The 21,141-nt window shown below is 46.0% G+C and carries 11 protein-coding genes; 4 read left to right on the forward strand and 7 right to left on the reverse strand.

Annotation, left to right across the window (positions count from 1 at the left end; translation table 11 throughout):
- Positions 1-66 precede the first annotated feature (66 nt).
- The 3 genes from JGK07_RS13840 to JGK07_RS13850 all read right to left on the reverse strand — a co-directional run bounded on the left by JGK07_RS13840 (position 67) and on the right by JGK07_RS13850 (position 12,134).
- On the reverse strand, positions 67-9,762 hold the full coding sequence (locus JGK07_RS13840) for a tetratricopeptide repeat protein (RefSeq protein ID WP_293242097.1): 9,696 nt from the start codon (positions 9,760-9,762) through the stop codon (positions 67-69).
- A 123-nt stretch (positions 9,763-9,885) separates the two neighbouring features.
- Positions 9,886-10,881, reverse strand: coding sequence for a homogentisate phytyltransferase (locus JGK07_RS13845; RefSeq protein WP_293206584.1), 996 nt, complete (start codon positions 10,879-10,881; stop codon positions 9,886-9,888).
- Between the two features lie 299 nt (positions 10,882-11,180).
- Positions 11,181-12,134: a methyltransferase domain-containing protein gene (locus tag JGK07_RS13850; protein ID WP_293191414.1), complete on the reverse strand. Its 954-nt coding sequence runs from the start codon at positions 12,132-12,134 to the stop codon at positions 11,181-11,183.
- 297 nt (positions 12,135-12,431) lie between these two features.
- Here JGK07_RS13850 and JGK07_RS13855 point away from each other — a divergent pair, with 297 nt between their 5' ends.
- Together JGK07_RS13855 and JGK07_RS13860 are read left to right on the forward strand one after the other, a co-directional pair.
- Positions 12,432-13,766, forward strand: coding sequence for a TrkH family potassium uptake protein (locus JGK07_RS13855; protein ID WP_293218229.1), 1,335 nt, complete (start codon positions 12,432-12,434; stop codon positions 13,764-13,766).
- A gap of 267 nt (positions 13,767-14,033) precedes the next feature.
- A complete protein-coding gene (locus JGK07_RS13860; protein WP_293181801.1) occupies positions 14,034-14,729 on the forward strand; it encodes a TrkA family potassium uptake protein in 696 nt (231 codons plus the stop codon).
- A gap of 363 nt (positions 14,730-15,092) precedes the next feature.
- Here the strand turns inward: JGK07_RS13860 and JGK07_RS13865 are convergent, their stop codons facing one another.
- Complete coding sequence (locus JGK07_RS13865; RefSeq protein WP_293151796.1) at positions 15,093-15,326, reverse strand: hypothetical protein; 234 nt, start codon at positions 15,324-15,326, stop codon at positions 15,093-15,095.
- A gap of 135 nt (positions 15,327-15,461) precedes the next feature.
- Positions 15,462-15,704: a hypothetical protein gene (locus tag JGK07_RS13870; protein WP_293242100.1), complete on the reverse strand. Its 243-nt coding sequence runs from the start codon at positions 15,702-15,704 to the stop codon at positions 15,462-15,464.
- A gap of 267 nt (positions 15,705-15,971) precedes the next feature.
- Between JGK07_RS13870 and JGK07_RS13875 the strand changes: the two genes are divergently transcribed.
- Positions 15,972-17,939 carry a hypothetical protein gene (locus JGK07_RS13875; RefSeq protein ID WP_293197060.1) on the forward strand — a complete coding sequence of 656 codons (1,968 nt, stop codon included), beginning with the start codon at positions 15,972-15,974 and terminating at the stop codon, positions 17,937-17,939.
- A gap of 284 nt (positions 17,940-18,223) precedes the next feature.
- Here the strand turns inward: JGK07_RS13875 and JGK07_RS13880 are convergent, their stop codons facing one another.
- Together JGK07_RS13880 and JGK07_RS13885 are read right to left on the reverse strand one after the other, a co-directional pair.
- Positions 18,224-18,904 (reverse strand): class I SAM-dependent methyltransferase, encoded by a 681-nt coding sequence (locus JGK07_RS13880; RefSeq protein ID WP_293181785.1) that lies wholly within the window; start codon positions 18,902-18,904, stop codon positions 18,224-18,226.
- 263 nt (positions 18,905-19,167) lie between these two features.
- A complete protein-coding gene (locus tag JGK07_RS13885) occupies positions 19,168-20,346 on the reverse strand; it encodes a glycosyltransferase family 2 protein (protein ID WP_293181783.1) in 1,179 nt (392 codons plus the stop codon).
- Positions 20,347-20,503: 157 nt separating this feature from the next.
- Between JGK07_RS13885 and JGK07_RS13890 the strand changes: the two genes are divergently transcribed.
- Positions 20,504-20,896 (forward strand): transporter, encoded by a 393-nt coding sequence (locus tag JGK07_RS13890; RefSeq protein WP_293150051.1) that lies wholly within the window; start codon positions 20,504-20,506, stop codon positions 20,894-20,896.
- Positions 20,897-21,141: the final 245 nt, after the last annotated feature.

Genomic DNA, 21,141 nt, shown 5'->3' on the forward strand with positions numbered 1-21,141 from the left:
GAGGGCGGGTTTTTGAAATTGTTAGTTTTGGGGCGATTATTGTTGGTGAACCCGCCCCTACGGGAATTATGTATATAGCCCGCCAATAATATTCAAAAAGCGTTTAACTTGTTTTTCCCAAGTCCAATCGAGCATAAAATTCGCCGCAGCTAAACCCCGACGTTTCGCTTCTTCGCGATTAGTATAAACTTGCTCCAAAGCCTCGACAACTTCCTCAACATCTGACTCTCCCCAACCTTCTACACCGGGAAAATGAGCAGTCGGTTTAACTCGTCCCTGATGCGACAAAGGATAGCAAATATTGCTGTAAATCAAGTCTAAATGTCCGGTATTTGCTGATAAAATAGTAGGAATTCCGCAGGCCATACTTTCCATTGCGACTAAATTAGTGCCGCCTTCGCAGCGATTGGTGAAAACAGCGCAGTCAGCTTCTCGCAATATTTGTCCGGCGAGGTGATTGGGAATTAAACCGATGTCGATAAAAGATTCAACTGGTAAGCCGTTAGCCGCCAACCATTGCGAAATTCCTAAACTTCCGTCGCGGTTGATATTGGGAAGTCCCGCAACATTTCCGGTTTGTTCGATTCCTAGCATATACTGAGGCCAGAAGTTGTGCCATGTTGTTAGTAGTAAAGCTTCTGGATGTTTGGCGCGAAATCGTTTGAAAGCGGCGATTACAATGTCTTGCCCTTTGCGATATTCGAGTTTGCCGCCGGAGAAGATGACGAAGCGATCGCCAAATAAGTTAGATTTAGGTGCAGGATGGAAAATTGTGGGGTCAATTCCTTGATTTACCATCGCGACGTTAGTCAAGCCGCAGCTTCTCAAAACATCGGCATTCCAGTGGGAGCCGGCGACAATGGCGCGATATTTTTTGGCTGTTTCTAGGGCTGCTGCGGTAATGCGGGTGTCTTCAAAAAAGATGACTCCTACTTGACAAGGGCTGATTAGGTGATTTTCAACTCCCGAGGATGCTAAGTTATTCCCCAAAGCGTAAAGTACAGGAAAGTTACAACTGATTTGTTTGTCAGAATTTGCTGTTACTAATTCCTGAAATTGTTTCTGCTTTTCTACTGCGGGTGACAAGAGTGATTTGTGCAGCGGATTGATGGATTCTGAGGTAATGGATGGCGGTACTAAAAGTGCAACTTCCCAGGCGGGATTTCGCAGCAGTTGCAGTGTTAAATTCATGCCGTAAATGCCCCAGCCGCTGGTGATGCTGACTGGCCAACTGATGCCGATTCCTGTTATTTGTGGCGGGGTTTCTGGGAGAATATGTAGGGGTGGTGCCCCCGTGCCCGCCCCTTGGAAACAGGTAATTAGCTGTTCTAGGGCTGCTTTTATACGATCGCCCACGGCATCCCAATCACCCGCCTGTGACTGCCGAAACAACCGCGCAGTGGGATACCAAGGGCTGTCTTCCCGTGTCAGCATCCACCGCCAATCGGGCATGAAAGAGAGCAAAATCCAGACAGGTTTGCCCAACGCACCGGCTAAGTGCGCGATCGCAGTATCAACACAAATTACTAAATCCAGTTGCGAAATAATCGCTGCGGTGTCGGCAAAATCGACGCAATGTTCGCTTAAATTGGGGATTTGCTGTTGATTCAATAAAGTTAAATCGCCCGCCGACAAATCTTTCTGAAGGCTGTAAAAACTCGCGCCCGGAACATCTAAAAACTTCAAAAACTCACTCAACTTACAGGATCGCTCGTGATTTTTGCGGTGCAGCGGCCCGCCCGCCCACACAATACCTACTTTTAGTTTATTGTTCGATCCTAGGGAAATTTTACAATCATCGGGCGCAGCTAAATAAGGAATATTTGCAGGTATGTTTTCCAAAGTCGTCCCCAGAATTCGCGGCAAACTTAGCAGCGGCGCTTGCACTTGAAAATCTAGCAAATTCTGCGGATTTGTGACTACATTATCTACGCCTGCCACTTTTTCAAACAAACGCTTCAGCGATTGATGACAAGCAACCATAACTTTGCCGCCTTTTTGCTTGACTAAAGGTGCGTAGCGGATAAAATGAATCGCATCGCCAAAACCTTGTTCTGGGTGCAATAAAATTGTTTTTCCCTGCAAATCTGAACCATCCCAAAGCGGGTAATTGGTATATTGTTGTTCTAATTCTTGAGTGTGCCAGCGCGATTCGTACTCGGCAAAACCATGCTGGAAATTGCCAGTCAACAGCAAAGCAAATGCTAGTCTCAAACGCAAATCTGGAGATTTTGGAGATAGTTGAATTGCTTTAGTATAGCAGTCGATCGCCTCCGCAACTCTTCCTTGTGATTCCAGGGCATAACCTAAATATAAGTTGGTTTTGCCCAGGTTGGGATTGGTTGCGAGTGCTTGCTGGTAGTGCGAAACTGCCTCGGCTATTTGTCCGTTTTCCTGTTTGAGATAACCTAAATAAGTGTGGGCTTCGGCGTGGTTGGGTGAGGTGGCAATTATTTGTTCGTAGCGCGCGGCGGCTGCTTTGTTACCTTGTTTTTGTAATGCCTTTGCTATGTGAAACTGTACGTCTATTTCTGCGATCGCACTTGATGATGATTTAGCCTCAGTGGGAGTGGGAATTAACTCTTGTAAAGCGACTTTTATGCGATCGCCCACGCCATCCCAATCACCAGGTTTTGACTGCCGAAACAACCGCGCAGTGGGATACCAAGGGCTGTCTTCCCGTGTCAGCAGCCACCGCCAATCGGGCATAAATGAGAGCAAAATCCAGACAGGTTTGCCCAACGCACCGGCTAAGTGCGCCACAGCGGTATCGACGCAAATAACTAAATCTAGTTGCGATATCACCGCCGCAGTATCGGCAAAATCGTTCAAATTGTCGCTCAAATCTATGACAGAAGTTTGAGTTAACAAAGTCATGTCATCCGCCGACACTTCTTTTTGCAGACTGTAAAAACTGACACCGGGAATATCTAAGAATTTCAAGAAATAGCTGAAATCGCTCGATCGCACAAAATCCTTCAAATGTTCCGAACTTCCCGCCCAGACAATCCCTACTTTGAAATTGCGATCGCAATTTAGCGAAAATTGCCAATTCGGCGGCGCCGCTAAATAAGGAACATTGGCGGGTATATTGTCTAAAGTTGTTCCGAGAATGTGCGGCAAACTCATCAGCGGTGCTTGCACTTGAAAATCGGGCAATTCTTCCACCCGCACCGCCACTTGTTCGATACCAGGAATCTGCTTAAATAAACGCTTCAGTTCTTGATAGCAAGATATAATGACTTTGCCGCCCTTTTGCTGGACAATTGTGGCGTAGCGGACAAATTGAATTGCGTCGCCCAAACCTTGTTCGCAGCGGAGTAAAATAGTTTGTCCGTTCAAATCTGAACCGTCCCAAACTGGCTTGTCAAAATTCAACCGCGGCAATTTTTTCGCCTGATCTGTGTGCCACCGCCACTCGTATTCTGCTAAGCCGCGCGGCAAGTCACCTGTCAACAGCAAGACTAAGCCTAAATTGAAGTGAGCTTTAACACAGTCTGGAGCTACTGCGAGAGCTTGATTGTAACATGAAATTGCCCGATTTACGTCTCCCAATAGTTCCACGGCACTGCCTAAATTAGTCAGGGCTTCTACATAATTTGGCTGCAAAGATATTGCTACCTCAAAGCTAGAAATTGCCTGCTCTATTTTGCCCGCAGCCAAACATGAATTTCCCAGGTGATAGTGTCCTTTAGAATTGTTCGGTTCTGCTTCAATTGCACGCTGGTAAAGCCGCCCGGCCTCCGCTGGCTGACATTTTGCTTGCATCGCCACGCCCAAATTTACGAGGGCGGGTACGTAATTGGCATTGAGGGAAAGTGCTTGCTGAAAATAGACGATCGCACTTTGGAGCTCGCCCTGCTGCTGGAGAGTCGCGCCGAGATTGTTCAGGGCTTTGACATAAACGGGATTTAGGGCGATCGCCTTTTGAAAGCAAATTACTGCCTCGGCGATATTTCCCCGATCTTGCAGCAAAATACCCAAGTTATTTTGCGCTTGGGCGCAGTTCGGGTCAATTTCGATCGCGCGCTGATAATACGTCGCAGCTTCGGCTAAATCGCCTGTTTGGTGCAGCGTGACGGCTAAATTAGTAGCGGACTCGATGGAATCTGGCTGCAAAACCAAAGCATTCTTGAAATATGCGATCGCCTCGGCAAGCCTTCCTTGGGATTTCAGCAGATTTGCGCGATCGAATTGTTTCTTAGCTAACTCAATATTAGACTGAATCTCTATTGGCTGTCGAGCTTCCTGATGCTGGGAAATTCTTGCTTTTAGCGCCAAACTTGCCCGATCTAAAACTCCATCCCAATCCCCCGCCGCTGACTGGCGAAACAAGCGCGCCGTCGGATACCAAGGACTATCTTCGCGCTCCAACATCCACCGCCAATCCGGCACAAAACACAGCAAAATCCACACGGGTTTGCCCAAAGCACCCGCCAAATGCGCTACAGAAGTATCTACCGAAATGACTAAATCCAGAGCCGAGATTACCGCAGCAGTAACTGCCATATCGTGCAAATTAGAGCTTAAATCTGTGACGGGCATTCGATCTAACCAAGCGCACTCCTCTGCTGTCATTTGCTTTTGCAAATTGTAAAAATCTGCTCCGGGAATCTCTAACAGTTTTGCCAACAAATCTAGCGGGAACGATCGTACCTTATTTTGTGAATGTTGAGTATTTCCAGACCACACAATCCCTACTTTCAAATTAGGAGTGTTCGGAAGAGCGCATTCCAAACCGGGTGGTGGAGCTAAATAAGGAACATTAGCTGGTATAGTGTCTAAAGTGGTTCCCAGAATGTGTGGCAAACTCATTAACCGCGCATGAACTTGAAAATCAGGCGCATCGTCGGGATTAATTATTAACTCATCGATTCCCGAAACTTGGGCAAACAACCGCTGCAAGTGCGGCAAACACCAAACAATTACCTTGCCGCCTTTTTGCTTGACTAAATCTGCGTAGCGGATAAACTGAATTGCATCGCCCAAACCCTGTTCCGGGCAAAGCAAAATAGTTTTTCCCTCCAAATCTTTGCCGTCCCAAATCGGCTGAATAAAGTTGTGGCACGGAAACTCTTTTTCTTTAATTAGGAGCCGCCATTCGTACTCGGAAAAACCGCGCTGCAACTCTCCAGACAGCAGCAAAGCCAAACCTAAATTTAGGTGAGATTCTGGGTTAGTCGCATTGAATTGAACTGCTTGACTGTAGCAGGTGACAGCATCCGCAAATTGGCCGCCTTGGTGCAACACTTTTCCCAAACCGTTGAGGGGATTCATGTTACCTGGTTTCAACTCGATCGCCCTACGGTAACAATCGATCGCCTCTGCCATATTTCCGGCTTCCTCAAAAGCCTTACCCAGATTGTTCAAAGCTTCGGGAAAGTCGGGTTGCAGGCTCAAAGCTTGCTGGTAACAGGCGATCGCACCTGCAATTTTGCCCTGTTTGTGCAGCACAATTCCCAGATTGCAGCGAGCCTCAGCATTGGCTGGTAACTGCTGAATCGCTTGCTGGCAAACGGCTAGAGCCTCGTCTAACTTATCTTGCTGTTGCAGGGAACTCCCCAAACCGATCAGAGTTTCGGCTAAATCTGGTTGCACCGCCATAGCGCGATCGTAATAGGCGATCGCATCTGCAATTCTGCCCTGTCGGATCGAGGCGTATCCTAAGTTGTGCAAGGCGTCTACATAATTGGGTTCGAGAGCGATCGCCCGTTCGTAATTTGCGATCGCGCGATCGTAATTCGCGCCCGTTTCCTCTCCTCGTTCCTCCAAAGCAATGCCCAAATTCAAATAAGCCACAGCACAATCAGGATTGACTTGAATCGCTTGCTCGTACAACCTGACAGCCTCCCCCACATCCCCTTGCTCTTCCCGCAGCAGGCCCAAATTAACCAGCGCTTCCGCGCAATTCGGGTTCAAAGACAGCGCCCGCTGGTATTGGGCGATCGCACCTTCATTCTCCCCTGCTTCCGCCAGCGCGCTGCCCAAATTGCTCGCAGTTTCAGCCAAATTCGGGTCGATTTCTAGGGCTTGTCGGTAATGCGCGATCGCCTCTGTTAACCGCCCGCTTTGCTGTTTGACAACACCTAAATTGCTGTGGGCTGCTGCATAATTCGGATCGATCGCGATCGCCCGCTGGTAACACTCGATCGCACCGCCCAAATTGCCCTGCTGTTGCAAATCTCGGCCCAACCGCAACTCTGCATCCGCCGCCTCCGACGGCACAAATCCAGCAGAAACAGCGCCTAGAGCCTCCGCCACCCTAGCGAAAACACCCTCCCAGCCTCCCCTTTCCCGTTGCCGAAACAGCCTTGCACTGGGATACCAAGGACTGTCTTCGCGCTCCAACAACCACCGCCAATCCGGGGAAAACGCCAGCAAAACCCACACCGGTTTGCCCAAAGCCCCCGCCAAATGGGCGACAGCCGTATCGACAGTAATTACTAAATCCAGTTTGGCGATCGCAGCAGCAGTATCAGCCAAATCACCAAAATGCGGGCTCAAATCGACGATCGGCGTTCCATTCAACAGCGCGCGATCGGCCTCTAAAACCTCCTTCTGCAAGCTGTAAAAAGTTACCCCCGAAACGTCCAAAAGCGGCAGAAACTGACTTAAACCGCAAGAACGCTGCATATTTTTGCGGTGTTTGGGATTCCCCGCCCAGACAATCCCAACTTTCAAATTGCGATCGGGCAAAAGCGCAAATTCAGCATCCGCAGGGGGAGACAAATAAGCAGTAGTTGCCGGAATTGTTTCTAGCCTTGTACCGAGAACATAGGGTAAACTCAACATCGGCACTTGCACGTCAAATTCCGGCAGCGGTTCACCTCTAACTATCAACAAATCAATGCCATCAACCATGGCAAACAAACGGCGCAATTGCGGGTAACAATCAACAATTACCCTACCGCCTCGATTTTTGACAATCTCAACGTAGCGAATAAACTGAAGCGAATCGCCTAAACCTTGTTCCGCGTGCAGCAAAACAGTCTTTCCCTGCAAGTTGGAACCGTCCCACAGCGGCCGGTATTCTCTTGCCGAAAGTGTATTTCCCGGCGCCGTCAAATAACAGGAATGGCCTGTTTTAAATTCTTTAATCTGCCAGCGCCACTCGTATTCGGCGAGGCCATTTGCAAAATCTCCCGCCAACAGCAAAGCCAAGGACAAATTCAGGTGAGCGCTAGCATGATCCGGATTCAAATGAATCGCCCGTCTGTAGCAGGCGATCGCATCTTCAACCGCGCCTTTTTCCAGAAAAGTCCTGCCTAAATTGTTGATAGCTTCCACAAAATCCGGCAGCAATTCCAACGCTTTGTGATAATACTCCAGCGCCTCTTCTAAATTGCCCTGTTCTTGCAAAACAGTTGCCAAATTGTTGTAAGCTTCCCAGCTATGGGGTTGAATTTCCAGCGCTCGGCGGTACAAATCGAGCGCCCTTAACAGTTCGCCCTTTTCTTGCAGCGCCACCGCTAAATTAATCAGTGCGGGCACGAAATCCGGTTCAGCAGCCAGAGCTTGTTCGTAATGTGCGATCGCCTGTTCCACTTTACCTTGTTCCTCAAAAATCTTTGCCAAGTTGTAAGCTGTTTGAGGAATATTGGGAGCGAGCGCTAAAGCTTCTTGGTAATGCGGAATGGCTGCATCTAATTCCCCATTTTCGTGTTTGAGAAAACCATAATTAATGCGCGCTTGGAAACAATTGGGAGCGAGAGATATAATTTGTTCGTAAAGGGCGATCGCCTCTAGCTTATCGCCTGTTTCCATTAAATGTTCTGCTTGTTGCAATAAATCATCTAAAACAGCCGAATTTTCGTCGCCCGTTGCGACAACAGATGTCTCAATTCCCTGCAAATGCTTGGCTGCTGAGTCATTTCCTAAAGCTTCGCCCGCAGTCACAAATATTTGTTTGTTTTCCTCAACCAAGCTAGCGCCTGTGATTTCCAGCGGCAGATTTTTCGCAGCATCCTCGGAAGAAGTAGCGGAATTTGCGATCGCAAATAAACTCAAAGCCGCCTGCACATCCTGAAACAATTCTTGCCAACTTTCCGGCTGACTTTGGCGGAAAAGCCTTGCAGTTGGATACCAAGGATTGTCTTCGCGATCCAGCAGCCAGCGCCAGTCAGGAGCAAAAGACAGCAGCACCCAAACCGGTTTACCCAAAGCACCAGCCAAGTGTGCCACAGAAGTATCGACAGTAATCACTAAATCCAATTGAGATATAGCAGAAGCCGTATCAGCAAAGTCGTTCAGATGCGCGCTCAAATCCGGGACTAGATGCTGGTGCAACAAAGTGCGATCGCACTCCGACAAGTTTTTTTGTAAACTATAAAAAGCAATTCCCGGAACATCCAAGAATTGCATAAAATCGCTTAAACTGCAAGAACGTTGATTATCTTTACGGCGCTGCGGACTTCCCGCCCAAACAATCCCCACCTTTAACTTTGCATCAGAAGCAAGTGCAAAACTGCACTCAGCAGGCGGAGCTAAATAAGGAACATTTGCGGGAATTGTTTCCAGAGTTGTCCCCACAATCCTCGGCAAACTCATCAGCGGTGCGTGAAAGTCAAATGCTGGCAAATCCTCAAAACAAACTGATAAATATTCAATCCCGACAACAGTCGCAAACAACCGCATCAAATCCGGATAGCAAGCCACGATAACTTTAGCACCTCGGCTGCGAAGCATCGGCACGTAGCGAATAAACTGAATCGAATCGCCGAAGCCTTGCTCGACGTGGAGTAAAATAGTTTTACCCTGCAAATCCGCACCATCCCAAAGCGGCTGTGGAAATTGTCTCGCCTCTACTTGCGAAGTGCGCCACCGCCACTCATATTCAGCAAAACCGCGCTGGAAATCTCCAAACAATAGTAAAGTCAAGGCTAATTCCAGGTGTGCGATGGCGTTGTCTGGCTGCAATTCCAAGGCTCGATGGTGACAAGCAAAAGCTTCTTGAAATTCTCCTAAATCGACCAAAGCGTGGGCGAGGTTGTTAATAGCATCCACGAAGTCCGGCTTAAGTTTTAATGCTTGTCGGTAGTGGGAAATTGCTGCTTTAGTATTACCTTGTTCGTGGTAAAATGCTCCCACATTGTTCTGAGCTTCGGGATTGTTAGGCTCTAATGCTATAGCTTGCTGGTAGCAGTCGAAAGCTTCGGGCAATTTACCTTGCTGCTGAAAAATTCTTCCCAATCCGATTAGAGAATATGTCAATTTTGGATTAATTTTTAAAGCGTGCAGGTAACAGGCAACTGCCTCATTTAATTGATTTTTGTCTTTTAATAAGCCTGCTAAATTGTGTGCAGTTTCCAGCAAGTTTGGGTCGAGCTGGAGCGCTGTTTGATAATATGAAATTGCCGAGTCTATTTCGCCCAAGTGCTGTTTGAGCCAGCCCAAATTATTGTATGCTAGTGCGGTATTTGGTGAAAGTTGGATGACTTGTTCGTAACTGGCGATCGCCCTTTGAGTAGCGCCGACATCCATCAAAACATGGGCTTTGTTTAAATGTGCCTCTACAAAATCGGGGTTTTGGGCGATCGCGCGATCGTAAAAGTCGATCGCCTCAGCCACTTTTCCCTGCTGTCTGACTGCAATTCCCAACAAACACAACACATTTGCTGACTCCGGCTGCGCTTCCACAATTTGCCGGTACAAATTTTCAGCTTCTAACAAACGCCCCGCTTGATGATATTCCCAAGCTATCTTCAAAGAATCTTCAGCACGCATTTTGACGGCAGATTTTTGGAATTTTTTCTTAGAAGCCATAGTTGTCTGTGTTGTTTGTTGTTTGTTATTTGTTGTTTGTTATTTGTTGTTTGTTATTTGTTGTTTGTTATTTTTTACTCTAACAATAACCGCCAACTGCCAACTGCCAACTGCCAACTGCCTTCATCCCAACAAACAAGCTGCGGGAAAAATCAAATATTCTAAGAAAAACAACTTCCAAATAAACTGATAAAAATCAGCAATTTCTTTCTGCTCGTCCAAATCAACTTTGACACTCCAAAACCACATCAAACCCAAAGCCACCAAATGAGCAACCGTCAAAAACACTAAATTAACATTAGACAACACGACTGCTCCCGCCAAAGTAGCGCCCAAATAGCAAACCGTCAACACCCAGCGAGACAAATTAAACACAGCCTGCTTGCCCAACTCGATCGTAAACGTAGTAATATTGTATTGCTTGTCGCCCTCCATGTCAGGGATATCTTTGAAAATGGCGATCGCAAAAGTAAACACGATCACAAAAACCGTCAGCACCCAAACTTCCGCCGGAATCGCCAAAGACAGACTATTTAAGCTCCAGCCAGTAAAAACGCTTTTCGCCCTTCCCAAACCCAAAACCCAATTAAAGTGTAGAAACAGCCCTAAATTGACGATCGCCCCGCGCACCGTAAAAATGCACAGCGCCGCCCAAAAAGGAAACCGCTTCAACCGAATTGGTGGCAGAGAATAAGCAGTCCCAATCGCCAAACTAACGCCAACTGTAGCCAGCAAAAACGGGCCTTGCAAAACAGCAGTCACAACCGCTATAATTCCCGTTGCAATTACAATCAACTCCCCAGTTTTGCGAGAAAACGCTCCCGAGGCGATCGGCAAATACGGCTTATTAATTTTATCAATTTCAACATCTTCTAACTGGTTCAATCCCACAATATAAATATTGCCACAAATGCAAGCCAACCAAGCAAATGCTAGCGGCAGAAATATCGGATTCACAAATAATCGAGTGCTTTGAGCGATCGCATACAAAGCCAGTACACTCAAGGTAGTGCCGATAATCGTATGCGGCCGAGAAAACTCCCAAAAAGCGCTCACCCAGCTTTGCGGAGCCGAGCCATTTTCATCAATCCAAGACTTACCAATCGAATCGTTGCTCATAAATCCTACAAACGCACCAGAAATAATATTAAGTAAGATGGAAATTGTCCACCTTACTTGATTGAACTTGCCGCCAGAAATATCATCAACCGAACTTCTTCATTCCTTCTTCCTTCATTCCTTCCTTCTTTCTTCCTTTTTACTTCATTTCTTCGGTCAACTGTCAACTCTTCCTTCTTCCTTCCTTCTTCCCTCTTCCTTCTATCCGTTACATCCGTTACATCCGTTGCCGAACTTCCTTCTTCCTTCGGTCAACTGTCAACTGTCAACTGTCAACTGTCAACTGTCAACTGTTCCATTTATTTTACAGCACAAATCAGCCCGAAACGAATCAATCCGCTCTCATATCCCCGACTCATCAACCCCAGAGCAAGTGCAGCTTGAATAGTCGTCCAACCGCTCGTCAACAAACCCCAAATCGCGCTCGGAGTCAAAGCAGAATCGATCACCACATCCCAAAAAGGAGCCACAGCTTTTGACCAATCAGCACTGCGAATACTTGTCAGAGGCAAACTGCGGACAATCTCCTCATATTCCGGCAAAGAAATCACATAAGGCAAAGCATAAACTCGGTAAATTTCTGCCAATTCCTTCCTCTCTGCATCAGTCAATTCTCCCGCTGTTTCTCCCAGCGGGCGGTGACACCAAGTTGCCAAAATCAAAGTTCCTCCCGGCTTGAGCACGCGGCAGCATTCCTCTAAAAACTTAATTTTGTCGGGCATATGTTCCCCACTTTCGAGCGACCAAACCAAGTCGAAGGACTCATCAGGAAAAGGCATATTTAAAGCATCTGCTACTAAAAAGTTAACATTGCTTTCCAGTCCAGCAATTTTAGCGCGTTCCTTTGCTCTGTTTGCCTGTACCGGACTCAGCGTAATGCCGGTGGCTGTCACCCGATCGCCCTTTTGATTTGGTTCCGACGATCGACTAAAATCGCGATCGACCCCATCATCCGACTTTAAATTATTTTGCGCGATCGAACCAAACTTTTCGGTCAAATACAACGTGCTCCCACCAATGCCGCAACCGACATCCAGAATGCGGTAAGGTTCTGATAGCGCTCCGGCTGTCGGCACTCGGGCCCAGGAGAGCAGTTCCTCGATCAAATCTATCTGAGCCTGTCGGCGCTCTTTCTTTAAGTTTCCATCCGGGCCGTAGTAACCGTGGTGCATATGTTCGCCCCACACCTGCTCCCACAAACCGCTAGAAGCGTCGTAGAGTTGCTGAATTTGCTGGTAAAGTGTTGATGTCATCGCACGATCGCAAGTTGTTACAGGAATTCTACCGTGATTGTCCTGTTGTTGTCATCGAACTTGGCGGCGAAAGTGCGATCGACAGCCGGCACTCGCACTCGCAGAGATATCCTGATTTCGGGCCAGGCGATCGATTTGTGAGTTCCCTTTAAAATCCCAAATCAAAAATCTAAAATCGATTTGTGGGTTCCCTCTAAAATCCCAAATCCCAAATCCCAAATCCCAAATCCCAAATCCCAAAATCTCAAAATCTCAAAATCCCCAATCTAAAATCTAAAATCTAAAATCTAAAATCGAATGACTGTCTCGCGAACTATTTGTTTAGGATTCATCGCCGTCATTACCGCAGGTGCTCTACTACTAATGATGCCATTTTCCACAATTGATGGAACTTGGAGCGATCCAATCACAGCACTCTTTACCTCTACTTCCGCTGTCTGCGTCACAGGGTTGTCGGTTGTAGATGTCGGAAAATATTACTCTTTTTGGGGGCAACTGTGCCTCGTGTTACTGGTGCAAATAGGAGGCTTAGGCTACATGACAGCCACAACTTTCTTACTGCTGCTATTGGGCCGCCGCTTTGGTTTAAAAGACAAAATTGCCCTGCAACAATCACTTGACAAATCGGGACTAGCCGGAGTATTACAACTCGTGCAGTCAATTCTAGCAACAACCGCTTTGTTTGAATTGACTGGAGTGTTTTTGCTGATGTTAGTTTTTGTCCCAGAATACGGATTTAAAGACGGTCTCTGGTCTGCTATTTTTCACAGTGTGAATTCTTTTAATAACGCCGGATTTAGCATCTATTCAGATAATTTAATCCGCTACGTCAATTCGCCTGTGATTAACTTCACAGTCACCGGATTGATCGTATTTGGGGGCATCGGCTATCAAGTAATTATGGAAATGTACCTGTGGCTGCGCGATCGCTTCAACAAAAGCCCCATCTGCACAGTTTTTTCCCTGAATTTCAAAGTCGTTACCAGTACAACTGCTGTCCTTTTAATTTTAGGAACCCTAGCATATTTAGTGCTGGAATACAACAACCCAGGAACTTTCGGGCCTCTAAATTTTCCTCAAAAGGTGATGGCAGCTTGGTTTCAATCTGTGACGCCCCGCACGGCAGGATTTAATACAATTGACATTGGAAAAATGAGCGAAGCCGCGCTATTTTTGACCATCGCGCTGATGTTTGTCGGCGCCAGTCCCGGTAGCACCGGCGGCGGCATCAAAACCACAACTTTTAGGATATTGTTTAGCTGTACCGCAGCAGTTCTCGAAGGTCAGGAACAGGTGCAGTCCTATCAGCGTCAAATCCCAGCAGCCCTGATTCTGAAAACCATTAGCGTAGTCTTCGGCTCGCTGTTAGTCGCCTTCTCATCTGCAATTTTAATTGAACTGACCAATCCCGAACTAGAATTTATCCAAGTGCTGTTTGAGGCAGTGTCAGCTTTTGGCACGGTCGGCCTTTCCACAGGGATTACAGCCAAGATTTCGGCGATCGGCAAATTAATTTTGATTGCGACAATGTACATAGGCCGGGTTGGCGTGCTGCTGCTGATGAGTGCCGCATTCGGCGACCCCAAACCCAGAACTTTTAAGTATGCTGAGGAAAGTTTGTTAGTCGGATAGCAAAATCCTGCCCAGTTGCTGATAATCTAAACAATGGGTCATATCAAATCCGGTTGCATCGGAATTATGTAGTGCGAGCGTCTCGCTCGCGATTCAGGCCGCGAGCGAGACGCTCGCACGCTCAACGATTCAAATATATAATTCCGATGCAACCGGAAACGATATCACAACCCAAATCAACTTTTACTATTTACTCAAAAATCAAAAGGAGGCAGCGCTGTCTATGCTAAAATTTGAATATCCAGACCTTCAGCGCTGAATATGAGCGTGAACCTTTCATCTTTAAGATTTTTCCGCAGTTTGCGCGCGGAAAACAAGCAGTTTGCAGTTATTGGTTTGGGACGTTTCGGCAGAGCTGTGTGCTCGACTCTCCACGGCTTGGGTTACGAAGTCCTGGGAGTTGACACCGACGAAAAAAAAGTAACTCAAGCTTTGAGCGATCGCATTTCGGCTCACGTTTTGCAGTTAGATTCTACAGAGCCTAGCGCTCTACAGGAAGCCGGTATATTTGAATTTGAAACAGTGATTGTGGCGATCGGCAATTACCTCGCCGAAAGCATTACCACCACCCTCAACCTCAAGGAAGGCGGGGTAACTCACGTCATCGCCAAAGCTTCCTCGGAAACTCACTTAAAACTGTTGAAAAAAGTCGGCGCCGATCATGTAGTTTTTCCCGAACGAGAAATGGGCTGCTCTTTAGCCCGCATTCTTACACAACCCAGCATTTTAGAACGCTTTGACCTCGACCCAAATCACAGCATTGTTGAGTTGCTCGTTCCTGAAAAATTTGACGGTAAAACCATTGCGGATTTGGATCTCCGGCGCCGGTACGGTTTGAACTTGCTCGCAGTCGGTCGCGCCGACAAGTTCGAGATCAATCCCCAGCCAAACGAACGCTTGAAAAACGGCGAGGTGATGGTAGTAATTGGTTCTAATAAAGATATCAATCGCTTGCCAATTTAACAGATCGCCATTTTACTTGCTCGATCTCTAGGGTGCGCCGCAAGCGCACCTTATATTATCTGCGATCGAGGCACCACCTGAGACTTGAATTGCAAGCCCTAGCTAGGAAATGAGAATTAAATAACTTCCACAAGTTTGTGGGATGGGCGGGACGCCCATCCCACAATAACAATAAAGATTGTAAGTTATTTAATTATCATTCCTAAATAAAAATACCAATGCTGCGGTTGCTTTGGCCGTGGCGGTTTGCTCGCAAAACACAACGGAAACCATCGCCACAATCGAAAATTTTTGAAGAAAATAGAAGCACCCAACGATCGATCGTCGCGCAAGCCCAAATCTAGGAGCGCTAGCCCTCAGAATTCAACCGACTTTCAAGATATCTTGCAAATAAGCTTTGCCAAAAACCAGCACCACCAACACTAGAGCGAGTTCAACAGGCCAAGGACAGACCGCAAAAAACCAAATTAACGAACACACCCCAATAATTGCAGCTATGGGAGCCGGAATCCCGTCTAGCGTTCTCTTGTCAGTCCCAGCAGTCACGAGTCCAGCGAGCAAGCAGAGCGTAAACGGAATCAAGCAACTTGCGATCATGGCTTTTACCTCATTAAATTTTTTTTAGATATGGCAGATGAGCATATTGTAACGATACATGAAAAATTCGGAAACGTACCAGAATCTTTGATAAAATTTAATGTTAGGTCATTGATAAGCTGTAGCCACACTTGTTTAATTTTGAGCTTCGACTCTCTCCGAAGGCAGAATTTGGGAATTTTGGTTTCGGCATTCGCGATCGCAGCCGAATACCTGGAGATGAACTGCGATGCACCCTCGATCGCACTTCTGCAATAGATTCCCGACAAAATCCGAAAGTACAAAGGCTGGGCCGATTTCCGGTAGCCTGCCTTTTTGCTGTCTGTACAGACACGATGTCTGTAGAATGCCGATCGCCCCGCTAACCTTTCCCTCCATCGCAGGAAAGAAGATATTGCTGGGCGATCGATCTTTTTGTGTTCGAGCGTGCGATCGATCTTTGCTTCCCCATCTCTCACTAAAAAATAAATTCCCAAGCCATTAACAGCCTTTTCTATCGCCATTAATTAATATAAACAATCAACAATAAATTGACGAAAACCACCCTCTATTGTATAATCGAAAACCCTCCCTATAAAAATAGCCGACACTTGACAACTAATCAACTAAAAAGTTAACTATTTAATAGATACAACTCCTACAGCAATGATGTCATACCTCATCTCATTTTTCTACGGTATTTGCCTGCTACTATCCCTCATAGGTTGGGGAAAAGTCCTCAACCACATCCTGTTTCCCAACCAGCGAATTGACTGGGGACAAAGAGCCGCTTGGGGTCTAGCTTTTAGCGTTCTAATTGGCGGCATCTTAAATGCAACCTGGACTATTTCCCAAACCACAATTCTATTTTTTTTAGGTTTGGGACTCATTTACTGTCTAGTAGATTTAATAAATCACAGACAATTAATTATTAATAATATCTGGCACTTATTTCAAGAATGCCGCAAAGATAAAGTCATCTTAGCAGCCATTGCCATAGTTAGTCTACTAATTTTAATTCAATACGCCGGATGGCTTTATACAGGTAGACACAACTTTGCAAATATGGTCTATGCTGACGGATTTAATACTAGCGACGACTACCACGGTTACTTAGTATTTCCCCACAAAATGCTGCAACTCGGTTCGATGGGTTCAGACCCTTTTAGCGAACGAAGAATAGTATCTTTAGGTGGGCAGTCATTTCTCCAAGCATTGATTTTAAGCGGACTTTCCGACACTAATCTCAACCTCATCGACCCCGCTTTGCCCCTGATAATTACTGTCGGACTAATCCTAGGATTTTTCAAAGAAAATAAAGTTTCAACCAAACGAATCGTCTTCACTATTTTATTCTTGCTTTTGATTCCACTTCCCAAAGCCAACACTACAAGTCTCATGCTGCCAGTCGCTTTATTTGTAAGTTTGTTCAGGACGCTTGACAGTAAAGAGATAGAACGCAACCATTGGGCGGCAAATGCTTGTATATTAGCTTTAATTGCAGCGGCTATTTGTGCTTTAAAATCATCGCTAATACCCGCCTGTGTCTTTCTATTTGCCACCAGCTATATTTGCTATTTAATTAGCTCCGAATCCAAACAAAAAGTTTTATTTGAATTGGTATTGACAACAGTATTAGTGGGAGTATTTCTACTGCCTTGGATGATTTCAATGTATCAATCCTCAGGCACTCTATTGTATCCTCTTTTGGGAAAAGGCTATCACGCCTCCGCCTACGGCATTACCTTCAAATCAGGTTCGACGTTATTAGGAACTGCGAAAAGCGCCATGAGAGCATTCCAAGGTATTTATGTTTTTATACTGATATTTCTCGGCTGTTTGAGCTTGAGCATCCGACCATGGAAGTTTGGCAATTTACCCGAAGAACCTTCGTTCTCGAACCGCCAAGCAGTTTTATCAATGACAATTGCAGCGGGATTGGCGACAATTGCTGTAGGTGTAATTACCGAAAATGCCGACCCTTTTCGCTATTCGTTTTCTCACCTTTTCCCAGCAATTTTAATATTGATCGCGGTAGCAATGACCGACACAGGAACATTAAACAAAAACGGAGCAGCCAACTTTTTTATTGCTGCTGTATTTTGTGCGGGGTTGGCAATTAGCTATAACTGGGCTATCACTAAACAGACTTACTCAGCTTATGTAAAAAATATAGAATTTGGGCTGACAAATCCATCATTAGTTACAGCAAAGCAAAAGTCGCAGTACGTAGCAATACAGGAGTCTGTGCCACAGGGAGAAACAGTTTTGACCAGACTAGATGCACCTTTTATCCTCGACTTCAAACGCAATCAAATTTTCCTAGCAGACTGGCCGGGGGGAGCAAGTTTGCCACCCGGTATGCCTGTATTCAAAGGCCCTGAAGCCTTAGCAAACTATTTAGTTTCAAAATCTATTCGATACATAGCTTATTCGTCTTGGAGTCTCAATCATCCCGCAGATGTAGATACTTCGGGGCCTGGATTGTCATCTTGGTTTCGACTGCAAGCAAAACTCTCTCACGATTTTCGCGATAACGTGCGGCAACTTGCAAAAAGTCGCAAAAAACTTTATGAAGACGGAGAAAATTTTGTGTTAGATTTGGGAACTAAAGCCATCTCTATGGGTTTGTAGTTCTGAACAGTTGCTAGAATCAAAGCAAGCTGAAAAAAGTCTTACATGATACGCTACTCATAGCAGTAAGGTACGCATTGCACACCCTACAATAACTTTACTCTTTAGTCCGCGGAGGCGGACTTCGTTTGTGTAGTAGCGGTTTCAACCGCCGAGTCTTAGGAATGAGAATTAAATAAGGATCGCAAATTAAATAATTTACACAAGTTTGTGGGATGGGCGGGACGCCCATCCCACAATAACAATTAAAATTGTAAGTTATTTAATTCGCGATCCTTATCTAATCAAAGGGGATTTTTAACATAAAAGAGCAGATTGGATATCAAACCGAGAAGCCGAAAATGTCTGGTAGAAACTTGAGCATCTGCTGGCAGCATCTTTAACACATCTTTCTCGGATAATAGGTTGAGATTCTCCTCTTTGGCAAAGAAGTTTTTGCCGAGCAATCTCAACAAAGCTCGAAACCAAGAAGGGGGAAACCAATGAATTAGGGGAACAGCAGTGTGGAATTCTACGGGATACCAGCGGTTGGGAGTGGTGATGCAACAAGTTTTGCCGACTCGGCAAAGTTCCCGAACAAAAGCTTTTTGCTGAGTCCTATTGCCGACGTGTTCGATTACGGCAAAACTCACGACTAAATCAAAACTTTTGTCGGGAAATGGTAAGGTCAACCCGTCGGAACGGACGTATGTTAAACCGGGATATTCTTCTTCTAAAAAGGCAGCATCTTCCATGCCGACTGCGGTTATTTTATGGGGGTATGGATAGAGTTTTTCAAAGAAATTGCAATCTTCGCGACGGTCGGAAGTTACTCCTACATCCAGGACGGTTGTGTCGTCGCTGGGATTGGCTAATCCCAGGAGCAAATCAAACATTTTTTGGCGGGCGTACCAAGATAGTTTAGTGGCGAAACCACCTAGCTTGGGGCCGATATACTCGCTGGAATTGTTTTCAGTTACTGTCATAGGATTTGAGGTTTTCGATGTACAGATTAGATGGGTGAAGTCTGATTGTTCCTGACCGCTTTAACGCAGCATTTGGACAAGTCTGTCGATTCTGAATTTTAAATTTTAGATTTTAGATTTACTCCACAGATGAATTGGGTAGCTTGAAATTTGGTCTAAAGTCTGGGGATATCCACTCCATGCGCCGACAGCCTGTATCTGTTTTTGGGCTGGTTCAAATTATCTTTGCTGACAATTGTAATAAGATTTGAGGTTGAATTATTTTACCTACGTTTTAAGCTCAGAACGCTGAGAAAAAAGCTAGACAGAACCATCTGCAAACCTACTGTCAGGCACGTGAGGGAGGGAATAACTAAACGGAGAGTTTTAGAGGAGTCTAGAGAACCGAAATCTGTTTTGCTCCAGATAGTTAATGACAAGAACGAGCCAATTATTCCGATTAATATTAGCGTGATTCCCACGATCAATCCTGTCTCTAGGGTGACATAGCGAAATATTTTGTTGAGTTTGGGGTCTTGCGGCAACAGTTTCTCGCTGATGGCGAAAATTTTGGTGAAGAAAGCGAATGTTACGGCTTGAAAACCGACGATAATTGCGATCGCAGCATACAATAGCGTATGTACATCAAAGCTGATGCTCCCGATTTTTTGAGTACCGGGCAACAGCCAAATGCCAACTATTAAACCCAACATCATCAGCCCCGTACCGGGATACAGAAACAGCCACCGGGGACTGTACAGCAGCAAAAATCGGAGGTGCCGCCAGCCATCTCGCCAAGTTCGCAGGTGTGGCGGGCGGCTGCGGCCGTCGGGAGAGAGTACGGTTGGGACTTCAGTGATTGCCAACTTGTACAGCGAGGCTTTGACGACCATTTCGCTGGCAAATTCCATACCGGTTGTTTGCAAGTCGAGTTTCAAAATTGAGTCTCTCCTGAAACCTCTGAGCCCGCAGTGAAAGTCGCCGGCGGGACTTGAAAAGAATAACCGCCCAACCCATGTCAGCACCGGATTTCCTAAATATTTGTGCAGCGGCGGCATGGCCCCTGGTTTGATGCCCCCTTGAAAGCGGTTTCCCATGACTAAATCGCAGCCTCCCCGCAATTTTTCGACAAAGGCGCCGAGGTGCGAAAAGTCGTAGCTGTCGTCAGCGTCGCCCATGATAATATAAACTCCGCGCGCGGCTACGATGCCTCCCATTAGGGCGCTGCCGTAGCCTTTGGCTGCTACGGGTACGACTCGGGCCCCCAATCGGGTGGCGATATCTTGAGAACCGTCAGTGCTGCCGTTGTCTGCTATGATGACCTCGCCGGCAATATTAAGTTCGCGCAGGGACTTCTGTGCCTTCTCGATACAGATTTCTAAAGTTTCTGCCTCGTTGAGGCAGGGCATGAGTATCGAGAGTTCGAGACTGTATTCCTCGCTGGTGTTGGTCTGTTCTGCCATATGTTTGTTCCAGGCGTTACTGGCGATCGACAATACTTACTGTTCCAGTATCTATGCTTAAATTATTAGTGGTGAAGAAAACTCAACAAAACTTAATTTAAGTTTTTCCAGTTTTTTGGAATGGCAATTTTTGCTGTAATATAGGTTACTTAAACTTATGAGTAGAAGCGTTTTTCTAGTTTTGCTCGCTGCTATTTTGTGCAGTGTTGTAGGTCAATTTAGTCTGAAAGCGGGAGCGAAAATATTAGGACCGATTGGCGCTGCTAATTTAGTTGAAAAAGTTATCGCAATGGCAACTCAGCCTTTGATAGTTGGAGGTCTGTGTTTGTATGCAGTTTCTTCGATCGGCTTTATCGTAGTTTTGTCTCGCGCCAACATTAGCATAGTCTCGCCTTTACTGTCAATTAGTTACTTGTTTACTGTTTTGGGTGGCAAAATTGTATTTGGCGAGCCTTTGCCACCGCTGCGGTTGGTAGGCGTGGGGCTAATTATGACGGGAGTAATTTTTGTACTCAGAGGTCAGGCTGGGGGAGTTACTGGCGGCAATTAACACGATTTGAGATTTGAGATTTGAGATTGAAGATTGAAGATTGAATAATTTTAGCGGTAGGGTGCCTCGCAATTAAAAATCCCTAGTATAAAATCGATCGTCTCATTGCGACGCACCTATGCCATCGCAAATTGAGCAAACCAACTCAAAAATTATGTTGTAGCAACAGTTGAGATGGTATAAGATTGATAATTGAGTGCTGAATTGATAATTTAGGTCGCAGGGTGTATGTGAGTCCTCTGTTA

The organism is Microcoleus sp. PH2017_24_DOB_U_A (genome assembly GCF_020738205.1).
Lineage (GTDB): Bacteria > Cyanobacteriota > Cyanobacteriia > Cyanobacteriales > Microcoleaceae > Microcoleus.